The 21000-nt window shown below is 54.4% G+C and carries 21 protein-coding genes; 13 read left to right on the top strand and 8 right to left on the bottom strand.

Annotated elements, in window-relative coordinates:
* Positions 1–44: 44 nt before the first annotated feature.
* Genes AC4ICF_RS09885 through AC4ICF_RS09900 form a run of 4 tightly spaced genes read left to right on the top strand, consistent with a single transcriptional unit; the run spans position 45 to position 4750 of the window.
* Positions 45–2570 (top strand): fimbria/pilus outer membrane usher protein, encoded by a 2526-nt coding sequence (locus tag AC4ICF_RS09885; RefSeq protein WP_316379298.1) that lies wholly within the window; start codon positions 45–47, stop codon positions 2568–2570.
* A 9-nt stretch (positions 2571–2579) separates the two neighbouring features.
* Positions 2580–3542: a fimbrial protein gene (locus AC4ICF_RS09890; RefSeq protein ID WP_316378961.1), complete on the top strand. Its 963-nt coding sequence runs from the start codon at positions 2580–2582 to the stop codon at positions 3540–3542.
* Positions 3543–3553: 11 nt separating this feature from the next.
* Positions 3554–4066 (top strand): fimbrial protein, encoded by a 513-nt coding sequence (locus AC4ICF_RS09895; protein ID WP_316378962.1) that lies wholly within the window; start codon positions 3554–3556, stop codon positions 4064–4066.
* Positions 4067–4114: 48 nt separating this feature from the next.
* Positions 4115–4750 (top strand): helix-turn-helix transcriptional regulator, encoded by a 636-nt coding sequence (locus AC4ICF_RS09900; RefSeq protein WP_316378963.1) that lies wholly within the window; start codon positions 4115–4117, stop codon positions 4748–4750.
* A 71-nt stretch (positions 4751–4821) separates the two neighbouring features.
* Here AC4ICF_RS09900 and fdhF read toward each other — a convergent pair whose 3' ends face one another.
* The 4 genes from fdhF to ycgZ all read right to left on the bottom strand — a co-directional run bounded on the left by fdhF (position 4822) and on the right by ycgZ (position 8029).
* A complete protein-coding gene (gene fdhF, locus AC4ICF_RS09905; protein ID WP_316378964.1) occupies positions 4822–6972 on the bottom strand; it encodes a formate dehydrogenase subunit alpha in 2151 nt (716 codons plus the stop codon).
* 184 nt (positions 6973–7156) lie between these two features.
* Positions 7157–7435: a biofilm development regulator YmgB/AriR family protein gene (locus tag AC4ICF_RS09910; protein WP_116340453.1), complete on the bottom strand. Its 279-nt coding sequence runs from the start codon at positions 7433–7435 to the stop codon at positions 7157–7159.
* Positions 7436–7464: 29 nt separating this feature from the next.
* On the bottom strand, positions 7465–7785 hold the full coding sequence (locus tag AC4ICF_RS09915; RefSeq protein ID WP_116340451.1) for a hypothetical protein: 321 nt from the start codon (positions 7783–7785) through the stop codon (positions 7465–7467).
* 4 nt (positions 7786–7789) lie between these two features.
* Positions 7790–8029, bottom strand: a complete 240-nt coding sequence (gene ycgZ, locus AC4ICF_RS09920; RefSeq protein WP_116340449.1) for a regulatory protein YcgZ — start codon at positions 8027–8029, stop codon at positions 7790–7792.
* 338 nt (positions 8030–8367) lie between these two features.
* On the opposite strand from ycgZ, the gene AC4ICF_RS09925 reads away from it, so the two are divergent.
* The 9 genes from AC4ICF_RS09925 (at position 8368) to ldtE (ending at position 17447) form a co-directional block, all read left to right on the top strand.
* A complete protein-coding gene (locus tag AC4ICF_RS09925; protein WP_316378965.1) occupies positions 8368–9588 on the top strand; it encodes a diguanylate phosphodiesterase in 1221 nt (406 codons plus the stop codon).
* Between the two features lie 188 nt (positions 9589–9776).
* Positions 9777–10508 (top strand): MerR family transcriptional regulator, encoded by a 732-nt coding sequence (locus AC4ICF_RS09930; protein WP_116340445.1) that lies wholly within the window; start codon positions 9777–9779, stop codon positions 10506–10508.
* Between the two features lie 310 nt (positions 10509–10818).
* Entirely contained in the window at positions 10819–11187 is a 369-nt protein-coding gene (gene sufA / locus AC4ICF_RS09935) for a Fe-S cluster assembly scaffold SufA (protein ID WP_116340443.1), read from the top strand.
* An 8-nt stretch (positions 11188–11195) separates the two neighbouring features.
* The gene (gene sufB / locus AC4ICF_RS09940) at positions 11196–12686 is read left to right on the top strand and encodes a Fe-S cluster assembly protein SufB (protein WP_032657798.1); all 1491 of its coding nucleotides are present in this window, start codon (positions 11196–11198) and stop codon (positions 12684–12686) included.
* A 9-nt stretch (positions 12687–12695) separates the two neighbouring features.
* Positions 12696–13442: a Fe-S cluster assembly ATPase SufC gene (gene sufC, locus AC4ICF_RS09945; protein WP_116340441.1), complete on the top strand. Its 747-nt coding sequence runs from the start codon at positions 12696–12698 to the stop codon at positions 13440–13442.
* Positions 13417–14688 carry a Fe-S cluster assembly protein SufD gene (gene sufD / locus AC4ICF_RS09950; protein ID WP_163328990.1) on the top strand — a complete coding sequence of 424 codons (1272 nt, stop codon included), beginning with the start codon at positions 13417–13419 and terminating at the stop codon, positions 14686–14688. Before sufC ends, sufD begins: the two co-directional genes overlap by 26 nt.
* Positions 14685–15905, top strand: a complete 1221-nt coding sequence (sufS, locus tag AC4ICF_RS09955; RefSeq protein ID WP_316378966.1) for a cysteine desulfurase SufS — start codon at positions 14685–14687, stop codon at positions 15903–15905. Before sufD ends, sufS begins: the two co-directional genes overlap by 4 nt.
* A 14-nt stretch (positions 15906–15919) precedes the next feature.
* A complete protein-coding gene (gene sufE, locus AC4ICF_RS09960) occupies positions 15920–16336 on the top strand; it encodes a cysteine desulfuration protein SufE (RefSeq protein ID WP_163328994.1) in 417 nt (138 codons plus the stop codon).
* A 97-nt stretch (positions 16337–16433) separates the two neighbouring features.
* Positions 16434–17447: a L,D-transpeptidase LdtE gene (gene ldtE / locus AC4ICF_RS09965; protein WP_163328996.1), complete on the top strand. Its 1014-nt coding sequence runs from the start codon at positions 16434–16436 to the stop codon at positions 17445–17447.
* A gap of 60 nt (positions 17448–17507) precedes the next feature.
* Here ldtE and lpp read toward each other — a convergent pair whose 3' ends face one another.
* From lpp to AC4ICF_RS09985, 4 genes are all read right to left on the bottom strand, one after another.
* Entirely contained in the window at positions 17508–17744 is a 237-nt protein-coding gene (gene lpp / locus AC4ICF_RS09970) for a murein lipoprotein Lpp (protein WP_001082307.1), read from the bottom strand.
* A gap of 309 nt (positions 17745–18053) precedes the next feature.
* On the bottom strand, positions 18054–19466 hold the full coding sequence (gene pykF / locus AC4ICF_RS09975; protein ID WP_045284943.1) for a pyruvate kinase PykF: 1413 nt from the start codon (positions 19464–19466) through the stop codon (positions 18054–18056).
* Between the two features lie 7 nt (positions 19467–19473).
* Positions 19474–19668: a protein YnhH gene (ynhH, locus tag AC4ICF_RS09980; RefSeq protein ID WP_420094870.1), complete on the bottom strand. Its 195-nt coding sequence runs from the start codon at positions 19666–19668 to the stop codon at positions 19474–19476.
* A gap of 175 nt (positions 19669–19843) precedes the next feature.
* Entirely contained in the window at positions 19844–20989 is a 1146-nt protein-coding gene (locus tag AC4ICF_RS09985) for a trans-sulfuration enzyme family protein (protein ID WP_316379299.1), read from the bottom strand.
* Positions 20990–21000: the final 11 nt, after the last annotated feature.

Here is a 21000-nt window from a genome sequence, read left to right on the forward strand (position 1 = left end):
TGTGCCAGAGGCTCCCTTTATTCTCGGTATGGAGTAACGTCGTGATTAGCCATAATAAGCAGGCGGTTTTATTTAATCCGGCACTGTTAATCGCTGTCGTACTCGGTTCGGTTACCGAGACCGCTTATGCAGGTGAGTATTTTAACCCTGAGCTGATTGAACTGGACAACCCTGGCATGAAAGGCGCCGATCTTTCGGCGTTTGAATCCGGTTCGCAGCTGCCCGGCACCTATCGCGTTGATGTGCTCATCGGCGGGCAGGTTGTTGACACGCGCGAGATCAGATTTGACGCGGTAAAAAACGCGGAAGGTGAGACGTCCTTGCAGCCCTGCCTGAGCGTGGCGCAGCTGAAAAGCTGGGGGGTAAAAACCGAGCTATTCCCTGACCTGAATTCAGGCGGCGAATGTGCGAAGCTCTCGGCGATCCCGCAGGCGTCAACCGCGTTTATTTTCAGTGCCCAGCACCTTGAGATTACGATTCCACAGGCGGCGCTGTCACCGCAGGCTCGCGGATATGTGCCGCCAGAAATGTGGGACGAGGGGATCACCGCCGCGCTGCTCAACTACAGTCTGAGCGGCTCAAACAGCTGGGGACGTGACGGCAACAGCAGTAACACGAACAGCCAGTACGCCAACCTGCGTCCGGGCATTAACGTCGGTCCATGGCGGATCCGCAACTATTCCACCTGGAGCCGCGACGGCAGCGGTAAAGACAAATGGGACACGGTCTACACCTACGTACAGCGGGCGATCGTTCCGCTGAAGGCTCAGCTCACGACCGGCGACAGTGCCTCTCCGGCTGACGTATTTGACAGTATTCCATTCCGGGGGGCGCAGCTGGCCTCTGACGATGACATGATGCCGGACTCGTTGAAAGGCTATGCTCCGGTGGTGCGCGGTATTGCCCGCACCAATGCACAGGTCATCATTCGTCAAAATGGCTACCAGATTGCTCAGAGCGATGTGGCGCCGGGGGCGTTTGAAATTACGGATATATACCCCACTGGCGGCGCGGGTGACCTCGACGTTACCGTGAAAGAGAGCGACGGCAGCGAGCAGCACTTCACCGTGGCCTTTGCTTCACTGCCGGTATTACAGCGTGAAGGGCGTTTTAAGTATGCGGTAACCGCAGGCCAGTACCGATCGTATAGCAGCGAAGTTGATAAAACCCCGTTCGCACAGTTGACCGGGATCTACGGCCTGCCGCATGGCCTGACGCTCTACGGCGGTTTCCAGGAATCGAGCAAGTATCAGTCTCTGGCAGCAGGGATCGGTAAAAACATGGGCGACTTTGGCGCCTTCTCGACGGATGTTACTCAGGCGTGGTCAACCCCACAAAATCTGCCGGGAAGTAGCGGTCAGTCCTGGCGCATTCGCTACAGCAAGAACTTTGTTGAGACGGGAACCAACTTCGCCATCGCGGGCTACCGCTATTCAACCAGCGGCTACTACGGAATGCAGGAAGTGCTGGATTCCTATGGCGACAGCAGCGCGCTGCAGAACCGCCGTCGTAACCGGGCCGAGCTGACGATGAGCCAGAACATCGGTCAGAACCTGGGATCGCTCATGCTCAGCGCCGTTCGTGAAGATTACTGGAATTCAGGCAGGACCACAGCGTCTTACAGCGCCGGGTACAACAACGCCTGGAAAAGCGTGAGCTATGGGATCACCTATACCTACAGTGAAAACGGCAGTACTGACGGCAACAGTGGTTCATCCCGCAACGGTAAGGATCAGCAGATTGCACTGAACGTTAGCGTGCCGTTAGAGGCCTTCTTGCCGCGTACCTGGGCTAATTACAGCATGAACGCCAGCAAGAACAACGGCACGACGCACAGCGTCGGCCTTAACGGCACCGCGCTGGAAAACAACGCGCTCAGCTGGAACGTACAGCAAGGTTACGGAACGGATTCCGTGGGATATACCGGCAATGCCAGCGCTGATTTTAAAGGCACGTATGGTGAAGTCTATGCGGGGTACGGTTACGACAAGGGCAGCGATCGTCTGAACTATGGATTGCAGGGGGGGATCCTTGCCCACGCCGACGGGGTGACTTTCTCGCAGCCACTGGGTGAAACCAACGTGCTGATAAAAGCACCCGGCGCGAAAGGGGTGAGTATCCAGAATCAGAGCGGCGCAAAAACCGACTGGCGTGGCTACACCGCGGTGAGCAATTTAATGCCGTATCGCAAGAACGACGTGGCGCTGATGACCGATACGCTACCGGATGATGTGGAGCTGGAGTTAACCAATAAGACGGTGATACCAACCCGCGGTGCGGTGGTCAGGGCGGATTATGTGGCAAATGTCGGCATGCGGGTATTGATGACGCTTCAATATCGTAATGGCCAGCCGGTCCCGTTTGGCGCTATCGCCACTGTCAAAGGGCAGAGCGGGAACAGTTTTATTGTTGGGGATAAAGGTCAGGTTTATTTGACCGGCTTGAGTCCGAACGGAACGTTATGGGTTAAATGGGGTAGTGATAATTCAGAACAATGTCAGGTCAACTATGCGATTACTGGAAAAGACAGGTCAAACAGTATCCCTGCCGTTGTTTATGATTGTCGTTGAGGAAGCGTTATGTATTTAGTAAATAAATATCGGCCGTATGCGCAATTCATTTTTCTGGCGCTGTTATGGTTATGCTCACTACGTGCTGAAGCCGACTGTACGTATGGGGGAAGTGGATTTAACCCGGCACAACCGTTTAACATACAGCAGCCCGCCGTAACGGTTCAGCGTGATGCTCCCGTTGGCACAGTGATAAGTAGCTTCATTACCAATGGCAGCGGTGATATTGATCTCTGTGTCGGTTCGGGAACTATTACGTATGAAATGAGTATGTTCAGTACGCCGTCATCCATCACTCATTATTATAATACAAACGTGCCGGGCGTCGGTATTGCGTTAAGATTTGCTTCTGCAAGCTGGTATTTTTCCAACGTCAGGCAGTATGTAGACTCAACACCGACAAAAACGGTTGTGTATCCTCTGGAGGTGACGTTAATAAAGACGGGGGATATTACGTCAGGCGTGATCGGCTCTGGATTACTGGCAACGGCTCATGGTGACGATAACATTCAGTCGTTAACGGTTAACTATATTGGCAATAAAGTGACGCAATTAGCATGCGCAATAACAACGCCTAATTTAACTTTTCCAATCGGTGATATATCGGCATCGGCTTTTGGCAATACTGTCGGCACCATTCCTTCTGGTGCTCAAAGCACACAGAATCTGGGTCTTGATTGCGATGCCGATGCGAATATTAACGTCATGCTGCAGGGGATGCAAAACCCGGACGTCAGCACTGACAGCGTATTAGCCTTGACTGGGCAAGGGAACGCGGACGTGGCGAAAGGTGTCGGCGTGCAATTGCTATATAATGGGGCGCCTTTAGCGTTAAATAACCGAATTGTTTTGAAACAATCCGCAGGTGGCCAGGAAACGTTCCCGATAACCGCCCGTTATTATCAGACTCAGGCGAGTGTTTCAACAGGCAAGGCCAACGCATCAGCCACCCTTGACTTAACGTATCAGTAATGGATAACGCGATGAATATTTTGCGCGCGGCAGCGCTTGCCGCCACGTTAATAAGCTGCAATACCTTTGCAGGGGACGCTGTTAACGTCAGCGTTACCGGAAATATTATTGCCTCGCCCTGCATATTTAACGGAGGGAATGACAATATGGATATTAACTTCGGTAATATTCAGGCATCAAACATGTCTACGCCGGGTTCATCTTCCGATCCTGTGCCGTTTAACCTGATGTTTACCCAGTGTCCGGCTGGCACTAGCAGCGTAACGGTCTCATTTACCGGTAACCCCGATCCCGTCGCGGGGGCGGATTACTACATGAACAGCGGTTCTGCCACTAATGTCGCGATAGCGATGAGTGAGGCGGCAACCGGTGCGTTAAAGGGGACGGGGACAAGCATTACGCAGACGATCGCAGCAGACAGAACCGCAACGATGGCCATGCAGGCCGCGGTGACATCCTTTACCGGCGGGGCGACGCCGGGGAACATCAGCGCCGTTGTTGTCATGACGATGCAGTACAACTGATCGCTACGTGGAGATAATGGTGATGATTGACTGCTGGCGGTAACTGCTATGTTGAATATTCTCATTAAAGAGACTGATTTATTTTTTAGAGACGGATTGCAGCGTTTTCTTGTGGATTTCTTCACCCATAATTTCAGGCATTCGCTCCATTTTGACGTTGAACTTTCTCATGAACATGTTAGTGCCGCCGATATTATTTTTCTCGCGTTATGTCAGGGGGAAACCCTGACCTGCTATCCTGAATTACTGGCGCGCAAAAAAGGAATTGTGGTTGGTCTGGTCGAGGATGAGCACCGTTTCTCGGCATGTCCGTCTTGTTATCAGGACATGATATTTCTCTCTCGGCGCACCTCGCTTGACAGAATGACCGAGACGCTGTTTATCGCATGGTATCGCACCCAATTACCCAGCTTTCGCTGGAAAAATAAAAGCTGCGATGAATGCCAGCACAAAATATTATCGCTGCAGCAAATTCGCGTTATGGTGCATTTTTACAGAGGATTATCGGTAGGGCAGATTGCGGATAAGCTTAACACCAGTGATAAAACCATTTTTACCCATAAATATCTGCTGATGCAGAAATTTGACCTGCGTAGTGATTTTGAACTCATGGCCTTGATCCACCGGATGGTAGAGAAGAATACCTGTCCGAACCGGTTGCGTGACTATCTGACTAACGATTGATAAACAGCAGCAAAGCTAACGCGTGGCGTTGTTGCCGGGTGGTGTGGTGCTGACGCCACCCGGCAGATGCATCAGACATTCACTGCATTAATCAACCGCGTTTTCATCGTCTGGTAAGACGACGCCGCAAAATCCTCCGCCCAGCGCTGGTCCTCAATCGCCTCCAGCTGCACTGCGCAGTACTTCGTTTCCGGGGTTTTGGAGATGGGATCGAGGTTATCCTGGGTTAGCTCGTTGCAGGCGCCAATCCACCACTGATAGGTCATATAGACGGCTCCGGCGTTGATACGCTCGCTGATGCTGGCGCGGGTAATCACCTTGCCGCGACGTGAACGTACCCAGACCAGCTGTCCGTCGGTAATGCCCAGTTTGTCCGCATCGGCAGGATTCATTTGCACACGACCCGGCTCATCGGCCAGGCTTTGCAGCGCGGCGCAGTTCCCGGTCATCGAGCGGCAGGAGTAGTGGCCCACCTCGCGCACCGTGCAGAGTACCAGCGGATAATCATCATCGGGCGACTCTGCCGGCGCGCGCCACGGCGCGGCAAACAGTTGGCCCTTTCCTGTTGGCGTGTCGAACTGATTGTTTTTGTACAGGTACGGCGTTCCCGGATGATCGAGCGTCGGGCAGGGCCACTGCACGTGCCCCATCTCGCCCATTTTTTCATACGTCACGCCGTAGAAGAGCGGGCACAGCTCGCGCATCTCGTCCCAGATCTGCTGGTTGGAGTCATAATGCATCGGGTAGCCCATCTCGGTGGCGAGCAGGCTGATGATCTCCCAGTCGCGCTTCACGTTGCCGCTGGCCTCAATGGCTTTGCCAAAACGCTGGAAACCCCGGTCGGCGCAGGTAAAGACGCCGCCGTGTTCGCCCCAGGAGGTGGCAGGGAGCAGAACGTCCGCCACTTCCGCCGTTTTGGTCATAAAGATGTCCTGAACCACCACAAAATCGAGGGCGTCAAAACCGCTGCGAACGAGACCGAGATCGACTTCCGTCTGAAGCGGATCTTCCCCCATGATGTAGTAGGCCTTGACCTTGCCTTCCAGCGCCAGATGAGGCACCTCGGTAATGCGCGTCCCGACCCGATCGTCCATTTTATTGACGTCAATCCCCCAGGCATCGGCGAACTTCTGCCTGACCGCCGGGTCGGTCACATCCTGATAGCCGGGGAACATATTCGGCAGAACGCCCATATCACAGGCACCCTGAACATTGTTTTGTCCGCGTACTGGGCCGACGCCGACGGCGGGACGGCCCAGGTTGCCGGTCAGCAGTGCCAGGCTGGAAAGCCCTTTGACGACATCGACGGCCTGACCAAACTGGGTCACGCCCATTCCCCACATTACGGTGGCGGAAGGGGCCGCCGCGAAGGTGCGCATTGCCTGACGTACGTCTCGGGCGGGAATGCCGGTAAGATGCTCGACCTTCTCCGGCGCATAGTCTTTCACCGTTTGACGATAGGCCTCAAGCCCTTCCGTAAACCGCGCGACATAGTTTTTGTCGTACAGCTCCTCTTCCAGCAGCACATAGCCAAAGGCGTTCACCAGCGCCATGTTGCTGCCGTTTTTCAGCTGCAGGTGCTGATCGGCAATGCGCGCCGTTTCGATGCGGCGCGGATCGCAGACGATGATTTTCGCGCCGTTTTCTCGGGCTTTGAGCACGCGGCGGGCGACGATAGGGTGAGAGTCTGCGCAGTTATAGCCGAATACCAGCAGACATTTAGAGTGCTCAATATCGTTGATGGAATTACTCATCGCACCGTTGCCGAGGGTCTCCTGTAACCCTGCCACGGAAGGACCGTGACAGACGCGCGCGCAGCAGTCGACGTTGTTGGTGTGCAGCACCGCACGGGCAAATTTTTGCATGACGTAGTTGGTTTCATTGCCGGTTCCGCGTGATGAACCGGTAGTCATGATTGCCCGCGGCCCGTGTTGCGCTTTAATGCTGCTGAGCTTCTGGGCGGTGTATCGGATAGCCTCCTCCCAGGTCACGGGGGTGAATGCCTCGCCTTTACGGTAGCGGATCATTGGCTGGGTCAGGCGTGGGGTGAGGAGGCGGGTATCGTTGAGGAAGTCCCAGCCGTAAAATCCTTTCAGGCATAAGGTGCCCTGGTTTGTAACCCCTTCTGCCGCTTCGGCACGGATGATACGGTTATTCTCAACGACAAGGTTTAATTTGCAGCCTGCACCACAGTAAGGGCAGACGCTGGCGATTTTTTTCATCAATAACAGACCTGTTAAGAAATGAAGCAAAATGACTGGTAAGCCCAGTCCCGTAAAAGGGAGTAAGCAGAAACCATGCCATCTTTATAGCGCTTATTTAACAGGGGATTATGAAGAGAAAGCGTGTCATCGTCAGAACGTTCGTCAGTTTTGACGATGACACGATTGCGGAATGGCAGGGTGCTTAAACGTCATCCATGGTGTAGCCCACCACGATTTCAAGCGTCTTACGAATAACATCCGCCTGAACAACGTCGTTGGTCGCTTCCAGCGTCTGAATGAGCCAGAGAATGATGGCTTTATTGGACAGATGTCCTTCAGAAGCCAGAACACAGCGTACTGCAGTAGAAAAAACAGCAGACTCTTCAGCAAAACGATCGCCTGCATGACGGAAATACTCCGACAGCGCGCTTTCTAAAAAAGCAGAATGGTATTCGGGTTGCAGCTGAATATTTTGTCTCATTTGTTCTCACCGTAGCTGTTAAATTGCAGTCAATGTATTTTTTTGGGATCGGACGGTTTTCCCTTTCCAAATAACGGCACTACATTGTCTCTTTGATAACTGAGAGGTCCCTCTCTGTTCATTCGTCCTTGTGCGGCTCTGCGACGTTTTAATCCGAGGCTTTTTGATCCGATATCGGCAATCACCCTCGCAAGTGTCTCCCGCCGCCGGGGATCCTTTTCATGTGCTTTCATATCCCGCAGACGCAGAACCAGCGCTTCCGTTGTAACGGGACCGTGCTCCTTCAAAAGTGAAAGAACGGCTTGTCCAATCAGCTGGTCAGTCAGCGTGTCTGCGTCACTGCTTTTCATAACATTATCGTTCGAAGAGAAGACCAAGCAGCATGTGGTAATGCTGCTCCTCTTCCGGGCCATCGGCTTTTTCGAGGCGGCTTAATAGTTTGGTACAGAGCGATTTACGATTGAGGTTCCGCCCGTCGCTAAGGATCTCAACAACCACCTGACCGAGCGTTTCTTGCTGGGTAGGAAGAGAGGCTTTTTCGAAGTACTGTGCGATTGCTGCTGCGGAATCTGCGACGTGACCTTTCTGCTGCATGTTTCGCTCCTGTAAAATTTTGTAATCAGTAACGTTACATTTAAGGTATGCACAATTTATAAATCTGTACATTAAAAATGTACAATTTTTTAAATTTAGTATGATATATTTTATAAAGTGCTTTTTATTCATGTGGTTAAGATGATGTGGCGCATCGGTGAAATCACAGGATATATTGTACAAAGCTGTGCGTTGCAGTTAAGTTGTACAGCACGGAAAAAGGTCTCATTAAAAGCCGTAAATGGTTGAGATGTAAATTATTTGTCAGCCAATTAATGTGCTATAAATGATCCTTACCCACCTTTATTGTGGCCAAAACCTTAACCCCCAGGAATAGCATGCTTACAACCATCATTTACCGCAGTCATATCTGCGAAGACGTTCCAGTGAAAGCGCTGGAAACAATGGTCGCTGCTGCAAATAGTAAAAACCGGCAATCCAATGTCACGGGGATCTTGCTGTTTAACGGCACACATTTTTTCCAGTTGCTTGAGGGGCCAGCGGATCTTGTTTCTGCTATTTATGAGCAGATCTGCAACGACACCCGCCACCATAACGTGGTAGAGCTGATGCGGGATCACGGGCCTGTCCGGCGTTTTGGCAAGGTGGGCATGGAGCTTTTTGATTTACGCCAGTTCGACAGGGATGAGGTGCTGCAGCAGGTGCTCAACAGAGGCACGACGCGCTACCAGCTGACGTATAATGACCGCCCGCTGCAGTTTTTTCGGACCTTTGTTGAGGCCACAGAAAAAGCGAACTATTTTGAACTGCCTCCTGCAGATTCATGGGATTTTGTTCCTGAAGACACTCACTTATCTGCACAACCTGAGGTGGTCGCGAAAGGGGCGGATTGTAGCTTTGCCTTTCAACCGATAGTCGATCCGTTTATGCAGCGGGTCGTCTCCTGGGAGGCGCTTCTCCGCACCCCGTCCGGCGACTCGCCGGGGGTCTACTTCGCCAACCGCTCGCGCGTGGACGTGTATACCTCTGATTTGCAAAGCAAGCAGGTAGCGCTCTCAATGGCCAGCGCGCTGGGGTTACAGGACCAGACGTTGTCTCTTAACCTGCTGCCTATGACGCTGGTCAATCTCCCCAACGCCGTGGACTTTCTGCTTACCGCCATCGAAGCAAATGGTTTTGTGCCCGAGCAAATTATGGTCGAGTTCACCGAGAACGAAGCCATTTCCCGTTTCGATGAGTTCACAGACTCGGTCAGGCAGTTAAAAAGTGCGGGGATCAGCGTAACGATCGATCACTTTGGTGCCGGTTTTGCCGGGCTACAGCTGCTGGCCCAGTTCCAGCCGGACAGAATTAAGATTAATCGCGATCTGGTAGCGAACGTGCACAAAAGTGGCCCGCGTCAGGCTATTATTCAGGCGATTATCAAATGCTGTTCTTCGCTGGAAATTCAGTTCTGCGCGGTCGGCGTGGAGAAGGCGGAAGAGTGGATGTGGCTGGAGTCTGCGGGGATTTCGCAGTTCCAGGGACATCTTTTTGCCAGCCCCCGGCACGGCGGTATTCCGGCCATTGCATGGCCAGAGAAAAAATTCGACTTTTGATAAAGCCGGGCGCAATTGAGTCGGTCTGGCTGTACGAATGGCAAATTTTGTACAACAATGTATTAACAGATGGGTGGTGGAATGTCCCATTCACCTGGGCAAAATACGGTCTTAGTTATACAAATGGTTTGTACAATCTGATAAGGTTGGTGCAGTTAGGTATGGAAGTTCTGAGCGTGAGGGAGTTAATGGCCTATTACAGTATCGGCGAAGTAGCCGAACGATGCGGTATCAACCCCGTTACGCTGCGTGCCTGGCAGCGCCGTTATGGATTGTTGAAGCCGCAGCGCAGCGAAGGGGGTCATCGTCAGTTCGACGATGAAGATATCCTGCGTATCGAAGAGATCAAGCGCCTGATGAAAAGCGGCGTTTCGGTCGGAAAAGTCAAAGCCCTGCTGGAAAACAAAGAAGTTCTGACCCAGGGTAACTGGGCCTCGTTCCAGGAAGAGATGATGACCGTTCTGCGCTACGCCAGCCCGGCAAAGCTGCGTGCCAAAATCGGCGAATTTCGCCGCGACCACGCGATGGATGCGCTGATCGATAACATCATTTCCCCCGTCCGCCAGCGAATGAATCAGGATCAAAATACCGTACGCCACATGGCGAGCATGCTTGACGGTGTTCTGATTGAATTCGCGATTGCAAGCCTGGCGGAGTCGCGCAAGAAAGCGGGTAACGATGCGTTGCTTATCGGCTGGGAATGCGATGACCGGACCCACCTGTGGCTGGAAGCCGCGCGCTTATCGCACAAGGGCTGGCACATTGATGTTCTGGCCGAGCCGATTGATTCCCCGCGTCCTGAGCTCTTCCCGGGGCAAAAAATCTTCGTCTGGACGGGAAAAGCGCCAACACCGCGTCAGCAGGAACAGCTCGATCACTGGCGTGAACAGGGTTTTACCGTTTCATTTCATCACTCATAATCAGAGGCCTTGAGGGCCTTTTTTTGTTTTGATCCCTTCCTGAACAAAAGCTATCTCAAAAATAGGCATTTCCGATGCATATTTTACTTTTCCTTTCTTCGCTGTTTCCTTCGTTCAATAATCCATTAATTTTCAAAGTATTGAACAATTAAATCCATCCCGCCCGCATCTCCTGACAGGGTCTATGCTTAATAAAAGTAGACAAAAAGGGCGGTTTAGCCGAATGCCCCTGCTGACAGAGGGTTGAAGTGATAATCGTTATCACTAACATGGTGTTATGCCCTGATGGCTAATCAGATGAGGTGGACCTATGGAACTGCATTCAGAAACCTTCAATCCTGCCGATTTTGCCTGGCGTGGTTTAACGCTCACGCCTGCGGCGGCAGCGCATATCCACGAGCTGGTGGCGAAAAAGCCCGAGATCCTCGGCGTACGCTTAGGCGTTAAGCAGACCGGCTGCGCGGGCTTTGGCTACGTGCTGGATACCGTCACCGCACCGGAAAAAGATGACCTGGTGTTTGAAACCGATGGCGCAAAGCTGTACGTCGCGCTACAGGCTATGCCGTTTATCGACGGTACAGAGGTGGACTACGTACGGGAAGGTTTAAACCAGTTATTCAAATTTCATAACCCGAAAGCCCAGAACGAATGCGGCTGCGGCGAAAGCTTTGGGGTATAGGCGGTACTATGTCTCGTAATACTGAAGCAACGAGTGATGTAAACACCTGGAGCGGCGGACACCTCAACTATAAAGAGGGTTTTTTCACGCAGCTGCAGACAGACGAGCTGGCTAAAGGGATTAATGAAGATGTCGTGCGCGCCATCTCGGCCAAACGTAACGAGCCCGAGTGGATGCTCGAATTTCGCCTGAGCGCCTTCCGCGCCTGGCTGGAGATGGAAGAGCCGCACTGGCTGAAAGCCCATTACGACAAACTGAACTATCAGGATTACAGCTACTACTCCGCGCCCTCCTGCGGCAGCTGTGACGATACCTGCGCTTCGCAGCCCGGCGCGGTACAGCAGACCGGTGCCGAGAACAGCTTCCTGAGTAAAGAAGTGGAAGAGGCCTTTAATCAGCTTGGCGTCCCGGTTCGCGAGGGCAAAGAGGTGGCGGTGGACGCCATTTTCGACTCCGTCTCGGTGGCGACCACTTATCGCGAAAAGCTGGCCGAGCAGGGGATTATTTTCTGCTCCTTTGGCGAAGCGATTCATGACCATCCCGAGCTGGTGAAGAAGTACATCGGCACCGTGGTACCGAGTAACGATAACTTCTTCGCCGCGCTAAATGCCGCGGTAGCCTCTGACGGCACCTTTATCTACGTGCCGAAAGGCGTGCGCTGTCCGATGGAGCTCTCCACCTATTTCCGCATTAACGCCGAAAAAACCGGCCAGTTCGAACGCACCATTCTGGTTGCGGACGAAGGCAGCTACGTCAGCTATATCGAAGGGTGTTCTGCACCGGTGCGCGACAGCTATCAGCTGCACGCGGCGGTGGTCGAGGTCATCATTCATAAAGACGCGGAGGTGAAATACTCCACGGTGCAGAACTGGTTCCCCGGCGACGGCAACACCGGCGGTATCCTGAACTTCGTCACCAAGCGCGCGCTGTGCGAAGGTGAAAACAGCAAAATGTCCTGGACGCAGTCGGAAACCGGCTCCGCTATTACCTGGAAGTACCCGAGCTGCATCCTGCGCGGGGATAACTCCATCGGTGAGTTTTACTCGGTGGCGCTCACCAGCGGGCATCAGCAGGCCGATACCGGCACCAAGATGATCCACATCGGTAAAAACACGAAATCTACCATCATTTCGAAAGGGATCTCTGCCGGGCATTCCCAGAATAGCTATCGCGGGCTGGTGAAAATCATGCCGACGGCCACCAACGCGCGTAACTTCACCCAGTGTGACTCGATGCTGATTGGCGCAGACTGCGGGGCGCATACCTTCCCGTACGTGGAGTGTCGCAACAACACGGCCCAGCTGGAGCACGAGGCGACCACGTCGCGCATTGGGGAAGATCAGCTCTTCTACTGTCTGCAGCGTGGGATCAGTGAAGAAGATGCCATTTCGATGATTGTGAACGGCTTCTGTAAGGACGTGTTCTCTGAACTGCCGCTGGAATTTGCCGTTGAAGCACAAAAACTCCTCGCCATTAGTCTTGAACACAGCGTCGGTTAAGGAAAGCACATGTTAAGCATTAAAGATTTACAGGTTAGCGTGGAAGAGAAAGACATCCTGCGCGGTCTCAATTTTGACGTCAAGCCGGGTGAAGTTCACGCCATTATGGGGCCGAACGGCTCCGGGAAAAGTACGCTTTCTGCAACGCTGGCGGGACGTGAAGATTACGAAGTGACTGGCGGTTCGGTCGAATTTAACGGCAAAGATCTGCTGGAGATGTCGCCGGAAGACCGCGCGGGTGAGGGCATCTTTATGGCCTTCCAGTACCCGGTGGAAATTCCGGGCGTCAGCAACCAGTTTTTCCTCCAGACGGCGCTGAATGCGGTGCGCAAGTATCGCGGCCAGGAGGCACTGGATCGCTTCGACTTCCAGGATCTGATGGAAGAGAAGATCAAGCTGCTGAAAATGCCGGAAGACCTGCTGACCCGCTCGGTCAACGTTGGCTTTTCCGGCGGCGAGAAAAAGCGTAACGACATCCTGCAGATGGCGGTGCTGGAGCCCGAGCTGTGCATTCTGGATGAGACCGACTCCGGTCTGGATATCGACGCCCTGAAGATTGTCGCCGACGGGGTGAACGCCCTGCGCGACGGCAAGCGTTCATTCATAATCGTCACCCACTACCAGCGCATTCTGGACTATATCAAGCCGGACTACGTGCACGTGCTTTACCAGGGACGCATTGTGAAATCCGGTGATTTTACGCTGGTTAAACAACTGGAGGAGCAGGGTTATGGCTGGCTTACCGAACAGCAGTAATGCACTCCAGCAGTGGCACAGGCTGTTTGAGGCGCAGGGTAATACGCGCTCCGAGCAGGCGCAGCAGCATCTCCAGCAGATGCTGCGTCTCGGCCTGCCGACGCGCAAGCATGAGAACTGGAAATACACCCCGCTCGACGGCCTGCTGAACGGCGAGTTTGTGACGCGCCTGGCGGAGATCGACCCGGCCCGGCGTGACGCTCTGGCGCTGACGGTGGATGCGGTGCGTCTGGTCTTTGTCGACGGCGTCTGGCGCCCTGAACTGAGTGACGACGTTCAGGGGAGCGGGTTCGATATCGTGATTAGCGACGACCGCCAGAGCCTGAGCGCCCCGGTTCAGCCGGAAGTGTTTCTCCACCTGACCGAGAGCCTGGCCCGCAGCGTGACGCATATTCAGGTTAAGCGTAACCAGCGCCCGGCCAAACCGCTGCTTCTGATGCACATCACGCAGGGCGTGGAGGGCGATGAGATCAACACCGCGCACTATCGCCATCACCTTGATCTGGCGGAGGGGGCGGAGGCTACGGTAATCGAACATTACGTCAGCCTCAACGAGACCCGCCACTTTACCGGGTCGCGGCTGACGATGAACGTCGCCGCAAATGCGCAGCTTCACCACATTAAGCTGGCGTTTGAGAATCCGCAGAGCCACCATTTTGCCCATAACGATATAGCGCTGGGTCAGGATGCCGCGGCGTACAGCCACAGCTTTCTGCTCGGCGGCGCGGTGCTGCGCCACAACACCAGCACGCAGCTTAACGGTGAAAACACCACGCTGCGCATCAACAGCCTGGCGATGCCGGTCAAATCAGAAGTGTGCGACACGCGCACCTGGCTTGAGCACAACAAGGGCTACTGCAACAGCCGCCAGCTGCATAAAACCATCGTCAGCGATAAAGGGCGGGCGGTGTTTAACGGCCTGATTAACGTGGCCCAGCACGCCATTAAAACTGACGGGCAGATGACCAACAACAATCTGCTGTTGGGGCGCCTGGCGGAGGTGGACACCAAACCGCAGCTGGAGATCTACGCCGATGACGTGAAATGCAGTCACGGCGCGACGGTCGGGCGGATTGACGACGAACAGATGTTTTACCTGCGTTCCCGCGGCATCGACCGGCAGGCGGCGCAGAAAATGATTATCTACGCCTTTGCGGCGGAGCTTACGGAAGCGCTACACGATGGCGTATTGAAGCAGCAGGTGCTGGCCCGCATTGGTCAGCGTCTGCCCGGAGGCGAAGCATGAGTTTTCCCGTAGAGAAAGTGCGGGCCGACTTCCCGGTTCTGACCCGTGAAGTGAACGGCCTGCCGCTGGCCTATCTCGACAGCGCGGCCAGCGCGCAGAAACCGAATCAGGTGGTGGATGCGGAAGCCGAGTTCTACCGCCATGGTTATGCTGCGGTGCACCGGGGTATCCATACCCTGAGCGCCGAAGCGACCCAGCGCATGGAGAACGTGCGCACGCAGGTGGCCGCTTTCCTCAATGCACGTTCGCCTGAAGAGCTGGTCTTCGTGCGCGGAACCACTGAAGGGATCAACCTTGTCGCCAACAGCTGGGGCAACGCGCAGGTCCACGCGGGGGATAACATCGTCATCACCCAGATGGAGCACCACGCCAATATTGTGCCGTGGCAGATGCTCTGCGAGCGTGTCGGCGCACAGCTGCGGGTCATTCCGCTGAATGAGGACGGCACGCTGCAGCTTGAGCAGCTTGACACGCTGCTGGACGATAAAACGCGGCTGGTGGCGGTCACACAGGTCTCTAACGTGCTGGGCACCGAAAACCCGGTGGCAGAGATTATCGCAAAAGCCCATCAGGCCGGTGCGAAGGTGTTGATTGACGGCGCGCAGGCGGTAATGCACCACGCGGTGGATGTGCAGGCGCTGGACTGCGATTTCTACGTATTCTCCGGGCATAAGCTCTATGGTCCAACCGGCATCGGCGTGCTGTATGTGAAAGAGGACATTCTGCAGGCGATGCCGCCGTGGGAAGGCGGCGGATCGATGATTGCCACCGTAAGCCTTTCGGAAGGGACAACCTATGCCCGTGCGCCGTGGCGTTTTGAGGCGGGTACCCCCAACACCGGCGGGATTATCGGCCTGGGGGCGGCGGTGTCTTACGTTTCCGCAATCGGCCTGGACGCCATCCAGGAGTACGAACAGCTGCTGATGCACTACGCGCTGCAGGAGCTTGCCAGCGTGCCGGATCTTACCCTGTATGGCCCGGCCGACCGCCAGGGCGTGATTGCGTTTAACCTTGGGAAACACCACGCCTATGACGTGGGCAGCTTCCTTGATAACTACGGCGTGGCCGTCCGTACCGGGCACCACTGCGCCATGCCGCTGATGGCCTTTTACCAGGTACCGGCAATGTGCCGCGCGTCGCTGGTGATGTATAACACAATGGAAGAGGTCGACAGGCTGGTGGCGGGGCTTAAGCGCATTCACCAGCTGCTGGGCTAACGAAGAGGCAAAAGATGGCAGAACTGCCGGACAGAGATAAATTGCTGCGCAACTTTGGGCGCTGCGCAAACTGGGAAGAGAAGTACCTTTATATCATCGAGCTGGGGCAGCGTCTGCCGCCGCTCGGCGAAGAGGCGCATAACCCGGAAAACATTATTCAGGGCTGCCAGAGCCAGGTGTGGATTGTGATGGAGCAGTCTGACGACGGGACTATTGCACTGCACGGCGACAGCGATGCGGCCATTGTAAAAGGGCTGATTGCGGTGGTCTTTATTCTTTACCACCGGATGTCGGCGCAGGATATCGTCGCGTTCGATGTCCGCCCGTGGTTTGAAAAAATGGCCCTGACCCAACACCTCACCCCGTCCCGTTCCCAGGGGCTGGAAGCGATGATTCGCGCCATTCGCGCCAAAGCTGCAAACCTTAGCTAGACTTACAGAACAGCATTCATTCTGTTTCGCGAGGTGGTTCCCACCTCGCTGGTTTTTCAGCTTTCTGGCGTCCTGCCAGTGAATAAGGAATCTCAGCATGAAGCGCGCGTCTCTAATAACTCTATTACTCGTCAGTTCGCTCGGTACGTTTAATTCGGCCCGCGCGATGGACTATCCGTTGCCGCCCGCAGGCAGTCGCCTGATTGGGCAAAATCAAACCTACACGATACAGGAAGGGGATAATAAGCTTCAGACCATCGCCCGTCGGTTTAATACGGCGGCGCAGGTGATCCTTGAAACGAACAATACCATTGCGCCGGTGAACCCGGCACCGGGTACCGTTATCACGATTCCGTCGCAGATGCTGCTGCCGGATACCCCGCGCGAGGGCATTGTGGTGAATCTGGCTGAGCTCCGGCTCTACTACTTCCCGCCGGGAGAAAATATTGTCCAGGTCTTCCCGCTCGGCATCGGACAGTTGGGGCTGGAAACGCCGGTGAGCACCACCCGCGTAAGTCAAAAAATCCCTAATCCAACCTGGACGCCAACGGCGGGCATCAGAGCCCGTTCGCTGGCACAGGGTATTAAATTGCCTCCGGTCGTCCCGGCCGGGCCAAATAACCCGCTGGGGCGCTACGCGCTGCGTTTGGGTATTGGTAATGGGGAATATCTTATTCACGGCACCAGCGCGCCGGACAGCGTAGGCCTGCGCGTTAGTTCCGGCTGCATGCGTATGAACGCCCCGGATATTAAAGCCCTGTTCGAACAGGTGCGGGTTGGCACGCGGGTACAAATTATCAATGAGCCGGTGAAGTTCTCGGTTGAGCCGGACGGGAAGCGTTATATTGAAGTTCACCGTCCGCTGGCGCAGGTGGAGGGCGAGAACCCGCAGATTTCGCCCATTAACCACTCCGCAGAGTTTGCGACCTTTGTGTCTCAAGCCGGAAGCGACAAAGCGCTTATTGATAAAGCGCTGGCACGCCGCGCGGGGATCCCGGTTGTCGTATCCGCGGGTAGCGGCCCGTCGGCCAGCAATAGCGTGCTGTCGGTACAGAACAGTCGGGTGTCGGCTGCGGTAGCTGAAGAGGAAGGGGAGAAGGTAACGCAGTAGTCGTTTGACGCAGGCAAAAAAAATGGCGCACAATGTGCGCCATTTTATTAACAGGTACTATTACTTACGGTATTTAGTAGCCTGGTTGTCCAGACGCTGGTTAGCGCGAGCTGCGTCGTCTTTAGCAGCCTGAACGTCGGAACGCATTGCGTTCACGTCGTTGCTCAGCTGGTCAACTTTAGCGTTCAGAGTCTGAACGTCAGAAGACAGCTGATCGATTTTAGCGTTGCTGGAGCAACCAGCCAGCAGAGTAGAACCCAGGATTACCGCGCCCAGTACCAGTTTAGTACGATTCATTATTAATACCCTCTAGATTGAGTTAATCTCCATGTAGCGTTACAAGTATTACACAAACTTTTTTGGGTTGAGAATATTTTTTTGATGGGAATACGCCTATTTTTGATCGTTCGCTCAAAGAAGCATCGAATCAGCCCTTTTTGAGTAAAAAGCTATGTAAAAAAAGGCATTTTTCATCGGATTCATCTTAGATAATTCGCAATTAAATAGAAAAACCCGATTTGCTTTTTGAATGAATTTGGCTAATGACGGTAATAAAAAAAGCGCCCATTGGGCGCTTTTTATCAAAACTAATTCGTTCCTGAATTATTACAGCACGTGAACGGAGGCCGTATTGGTCGTTCCGCTTGGTACCAGCGCACCAGAAACCATCACAACAACGTCGCCTTTCTGCGCCAGACCGCTTTCCAGAGCCAGTGCTTTACCCTGAATGTAGAAATCGTCAGTAGAGGCGATCTCTTTGACCAGGTGCGCAACCACGCCTTTGCTCAGCACCAGCTGACGTGCGGTGGTTTCGTTGGTGGTCAGGGCCAGGATGGTGGCATCCGGGAAGTATTTACGTACTGCGCGCGCAGATTTACCGCCCTGGGTCGCTACCACAATCAGTGGTGCTTCCAGTTTCTCAGCGGTTTCTACTGCACCGCGGCATACTGCTTCGGTGATGCGCAGCTTGCGGCTGTCGTTGTTGAAGTCCAGACGGCTTGTCATCACGCGGTCAGTACGTTCGCAGATGGTTGCCATGATGCCGACCGCTTCCAGAGGATATTTCCCTTTCGCGGATTCACCGGACAGCATCACTGCATCGGTACCGTCGAGGATGGCGTTCGCCACGTCACCTGCTTCAGCGCGGGTAGGGCGTGGGTTTTTGATCATGGAGTCCAGCATCTGCGTTGCGGTGATAACCACTTTACGCGCGCGAACACACTTCTCGATCATCATCTTCTGCGCGAAGATCACTTCTTCAACCGGGATTTCAACGCCCAGGTCGCCACGTGCAACCATGATGCCGTCAGATGCTTCAAGGATTTCGTCGAAGTTGTTCAGGCCTTCCTGGTTTTCAATTTTGGAGATGATCTGGATCTTCTCGCCGCCGTGCGCTTTCAGGTGCTCACGAATTTCAACCACGTCGGAACGCTTACGGATGAAGGACGCCGCAACGAAGTCAACGCCTTGTTCGCAGCCGAAGATCAGGTCCTGTTTGTCTTTCTCAGCCAGTGCCGGCAGTGCGATGGAAACGCCCGGCAGGTTAACGCCTTTGTTTTCGCCCAGGTCGCCGTTGTTCAGCACTTTACAGATAACCTTGTTGCCTTCGATAGCGGTCACTTCCATACCGATCAAACCATCGTCGACCAGCACGGTGTTACCCACGGAGAGATCGCTGGTGAAGCCTTCATAGGTTACCGCAACGATTTCGCTGTTACCGACAACGGATTTATCGGTAGTGAAGGTGAAGGTCTGGCCCGCTTTCAGAGAAACGTCGTTACCGCCTTCCAGTTTGATGGTACGGATTTCCGGACCTTTAGTATCCAGCAGAATAGCGGCTTTTTTGCCAGTCTTGCTCATCACGTTGCGCAAGTTCTGGATACGCTGACCGTGCTCAGCATAGTCACCGTGGGAGAAGTTCAGACGCATCACGTTCATGCCGGCGTCCAGCATTTTGCTCAGCATCTCTTCGGATTCGGTTTTCGGGCCGATAGTACAAACAATTTTCGTCTTTTTCATGACAGTCTTAGTCTTTAAGTTGGGAAGGATATGGAAATCTCGCTCCGGGGGCGCACCGCCGCGGAGTCAAACCTGTGTTGCAAAAGAGTATATGACACGCACTAAGGATAGGAGACATCAAATGAGCGTGCAGAAGAAAGTGTGCCTGAGTGTCAGCCCAACGAAGGAGAGGAGAAGTTGTACGTTGTTTTTTGTATTCCAAGCGCTGAAACCATTCACCAGGGATTTGGCGCGCATTATACGCTGATTTTAAGATAAAAGGAAAATGGATACGGCGTTTCAGAATTAATCAATGCCGTTTCACATAATATTGTTATCAAGGCGTTAAGCCATGATGACAACTTTTGGCGGCAGGCGTTTGACCTGCCGCATTTTGCTTATTTTTGCAGCGCCTGACTGAGGTCGGCAATCAGGTCTTTCGAATCTTCAATGCCCACCGACAGTCGAATCAGCTGCGGCACAATGCCGTTTGCCAGGCGTTGTTCCAGCGGAATCGAGGCGTGCGTCATGCTGTAGGGCTGGCTCACCAGGCTCTCTACGCCGCCCAGGCTTTCCGCGAGGGTGAACAACTTCAGGTTGCGAATCACCTCTGTGGCGCGTTGCGCATCGCCTTTTACCACGACGGAAATCATCCCGCCTGGCAGGGCCATCTGCGTGCGCGCAAGCTGATATTGTGGATGCGATTCCAGCCCGGGATAGAACACCTTTTCAACCAGAGGATGCTGCGCCAGCCATTGCGCAATCGCCAGCGCGTTGCTGCTGTGCTTTTCTACCCTCAGCGCAAGCGTGCGAATTCCGCGCAGGGTCAGGAAGCTGCTAAAGGGATCCAGGACGCCACCGACCGCATTTTGCAGGTAGCCAAGCCGGTCCGCCAGCGCCGGGTTATCACCCACCACCGCCAGCCCGGCCACCACGTCCGAATGGCCGTTAAGGTACTTGGTGGCGGAGTGCACCACGATATCGAAACCCGACGCCAGAGGGCGGTGGATCGCCGGCGACGCGAAGGTGTTATCCGCCACGCTGATGACGTTATGGCGCCGCGCGATAGCGGCAATGGCCGCCAGATCCGCCAGCTTCAGCAGCGGGTTGGTCGGCGTTTCCACCCACACCATGCGCGTATCCGGGCGAATGGCGACCTCAAGCCCCGCTAAATCGTCAGGCTTAACCCAGCTGACCTGCAGGCCGGTGCTGCGCTTGCGCACGTTTTCAATCAGGCGGTACGTCCCGCCGTAAACGTCGTCAATGGCGACGATATGGCTGTCTTTGTCCAGCAGTTCGAGCACCGTGGAGATGGCGGCGAGACCGGAAGCAAAGGCGTAACCGCGCGTGCCGCCTTCCAGTTCAGCGATAGCGGTTTCCAGCGCGTGGCGGGTAGGGTTGCCGCTGCGAGAATACTCATAGCCGGTATGCTCGCCGGGTGACGGTTGCGCAAACGTCGAGGTGGCGTAAATCGGCGGCATGACGGCGCCGTGCTGGTCGTTGAACGCGCCGCTGTGGACGCTCAGAGTTGCCAGGTTTTTCATCATCTATTCCT

The organism is Enterobacter sp. ECC_219_Taxon_10 (genome assembly GCF_058354905.1).

What these genes read in the sequence shown, in the direction of transcription:
- AC4ICF_RS09890 (WP_316378961.1), top strand. Translation starts at nt 2,580, where the DNA reads ATGTATTTAGTAAATAAATATCGGCCGTATGCGCAATTCATTTTTCTG.
- AC4ICF_RS09895 (WP_316378962.1), top strand. Translation starts at nt 3,554, where the DNA reads ATGAATATTTTGCGCGCGGCAGCGCTTGCCGCCACGTTAATAAGCTGC.
- AC4ICF_RS09900 (WP_316378963.1), top strand. Translation starts at nt 4,115, where the DNA reads ATGTTGAATATTCTCATTAAAGAGACTGATTTATTTTTTAGAGACGGA.
- fdhF (WP_316378964.1), bottom strand. Translation starts at nt 6,972, where the DNA reads ATGAAAAAAATCGCCAGCGTCTGCCCTTACTGTGGTGCAGGCTGCAAA.
- AC4ICF_RS09910 (WP_116340453.1), bottom strand. Translation starts at nt 7,435, where the DNA reads ATGAGACAAAATATTCAGCTGCAACCCGAATACCATTCTGCTTTTTTA.
- AC4ICF_RS09915 (WP_116340451.1), bottom strand. Translation starts at nt 7,785, where the DNA reads ATGAAAAGCAGTGACGCAGACACGCTGACTGACCAGCTGATTGGACAA.
- ycgZ (WP_116340449.1), bottom strand. Translation starts at nt 8,029, where the DNA reads ATGCAGCAGAAAGGTCACGTCGCAGATTCCGCAGCAGCAATCGCACAG.
- AC4ICF_RS09925 (WP_316378965.1), top strand. Translation starts at nt 8,368, where the DNA reads ATGCTTACAACCATCATTTACCGCAGTCATATCTGCGAAGACGTTCCA.
- AC4ICF_RS09930 (WP_116340445.1), top strand. Translation starts at nt 9,777, where the DNA reads ATGGCCTATTACAGTATCGGCGAAGTAGCCGAACGATGCGGTATCAAC.
- sufA (WP_116340443.1), top strand. Translation starts at nt 10,819, where the DNA reads ATGGAACTGCATTCAGAAACCTTCAATCCTGCCGATTTTGCCTGGCGT.
- sufB (WP_032657798.1), top strand. Translation starts at nt 11,196, where the DNA reads ATGTCTCGTAATACTGAAGCAACGAGTGATGTAAACACCTGGAGCGGC.
- sufC (WP_116340441.1), top strand. Translation starts at nt 12,696, where the DNA reads ATGTTAAGCATTAAAGATTTACAGGTTAGCGTGGAAGAGAAAGACATC.
- sufD (WP_163328990.1), top strand. Translation starts at nt 13,417, where the DNA reads ATGGCTGGCTTACCGAACAGCAGTAATGCACTCCAGCAGTGGCACAGG.
- sufS (WP_316378966.1), top strand. Translation starts at nt 14,685, where the DNA reads ATGAGTTTTCCCGTAGAGAAAGTGCGGGCCGACTTCCCGGTTCTGACC.
- sufE (WP_163328994.1), top strand. Translation starts at nt 15,920, where the DNA reads ATGGCAGAACTGCCGGACAGAGATAAATTGCTGCGCAACTTTGGGCGC.
- ldtE (WP_163328996.1), top strand. Translation starts at nt 16,434, where the DNA reads ATGAAGCGCGCGTCTCTAATAACTCTATTACTCGTCAGTTCGCTCGGT.
- lpp (WP_001082307.1), bottom strand. Translation starts at nt 17,744, where the DNA reads ATGAATCGTACTAAACTGGTACTGGGCGCGGTAATCCTGGGTTCTACT.
- pykF (WP_045284943.1), bottom strand. Translation starts at nt 19,466, where the DNA reads ATGAAAAAGACGAAAATTGTTTGTACTATCGGCCCGAAAACCGAATCC.
- AC4ICF_RS09985 (WP_316379299.1), bottom strand. Translation starts at nt 20,989, where the DNA reads ATGAAAAACCTGGCAACTCTGAGCGTCCACAGCGGCGCGTTCAACGAC.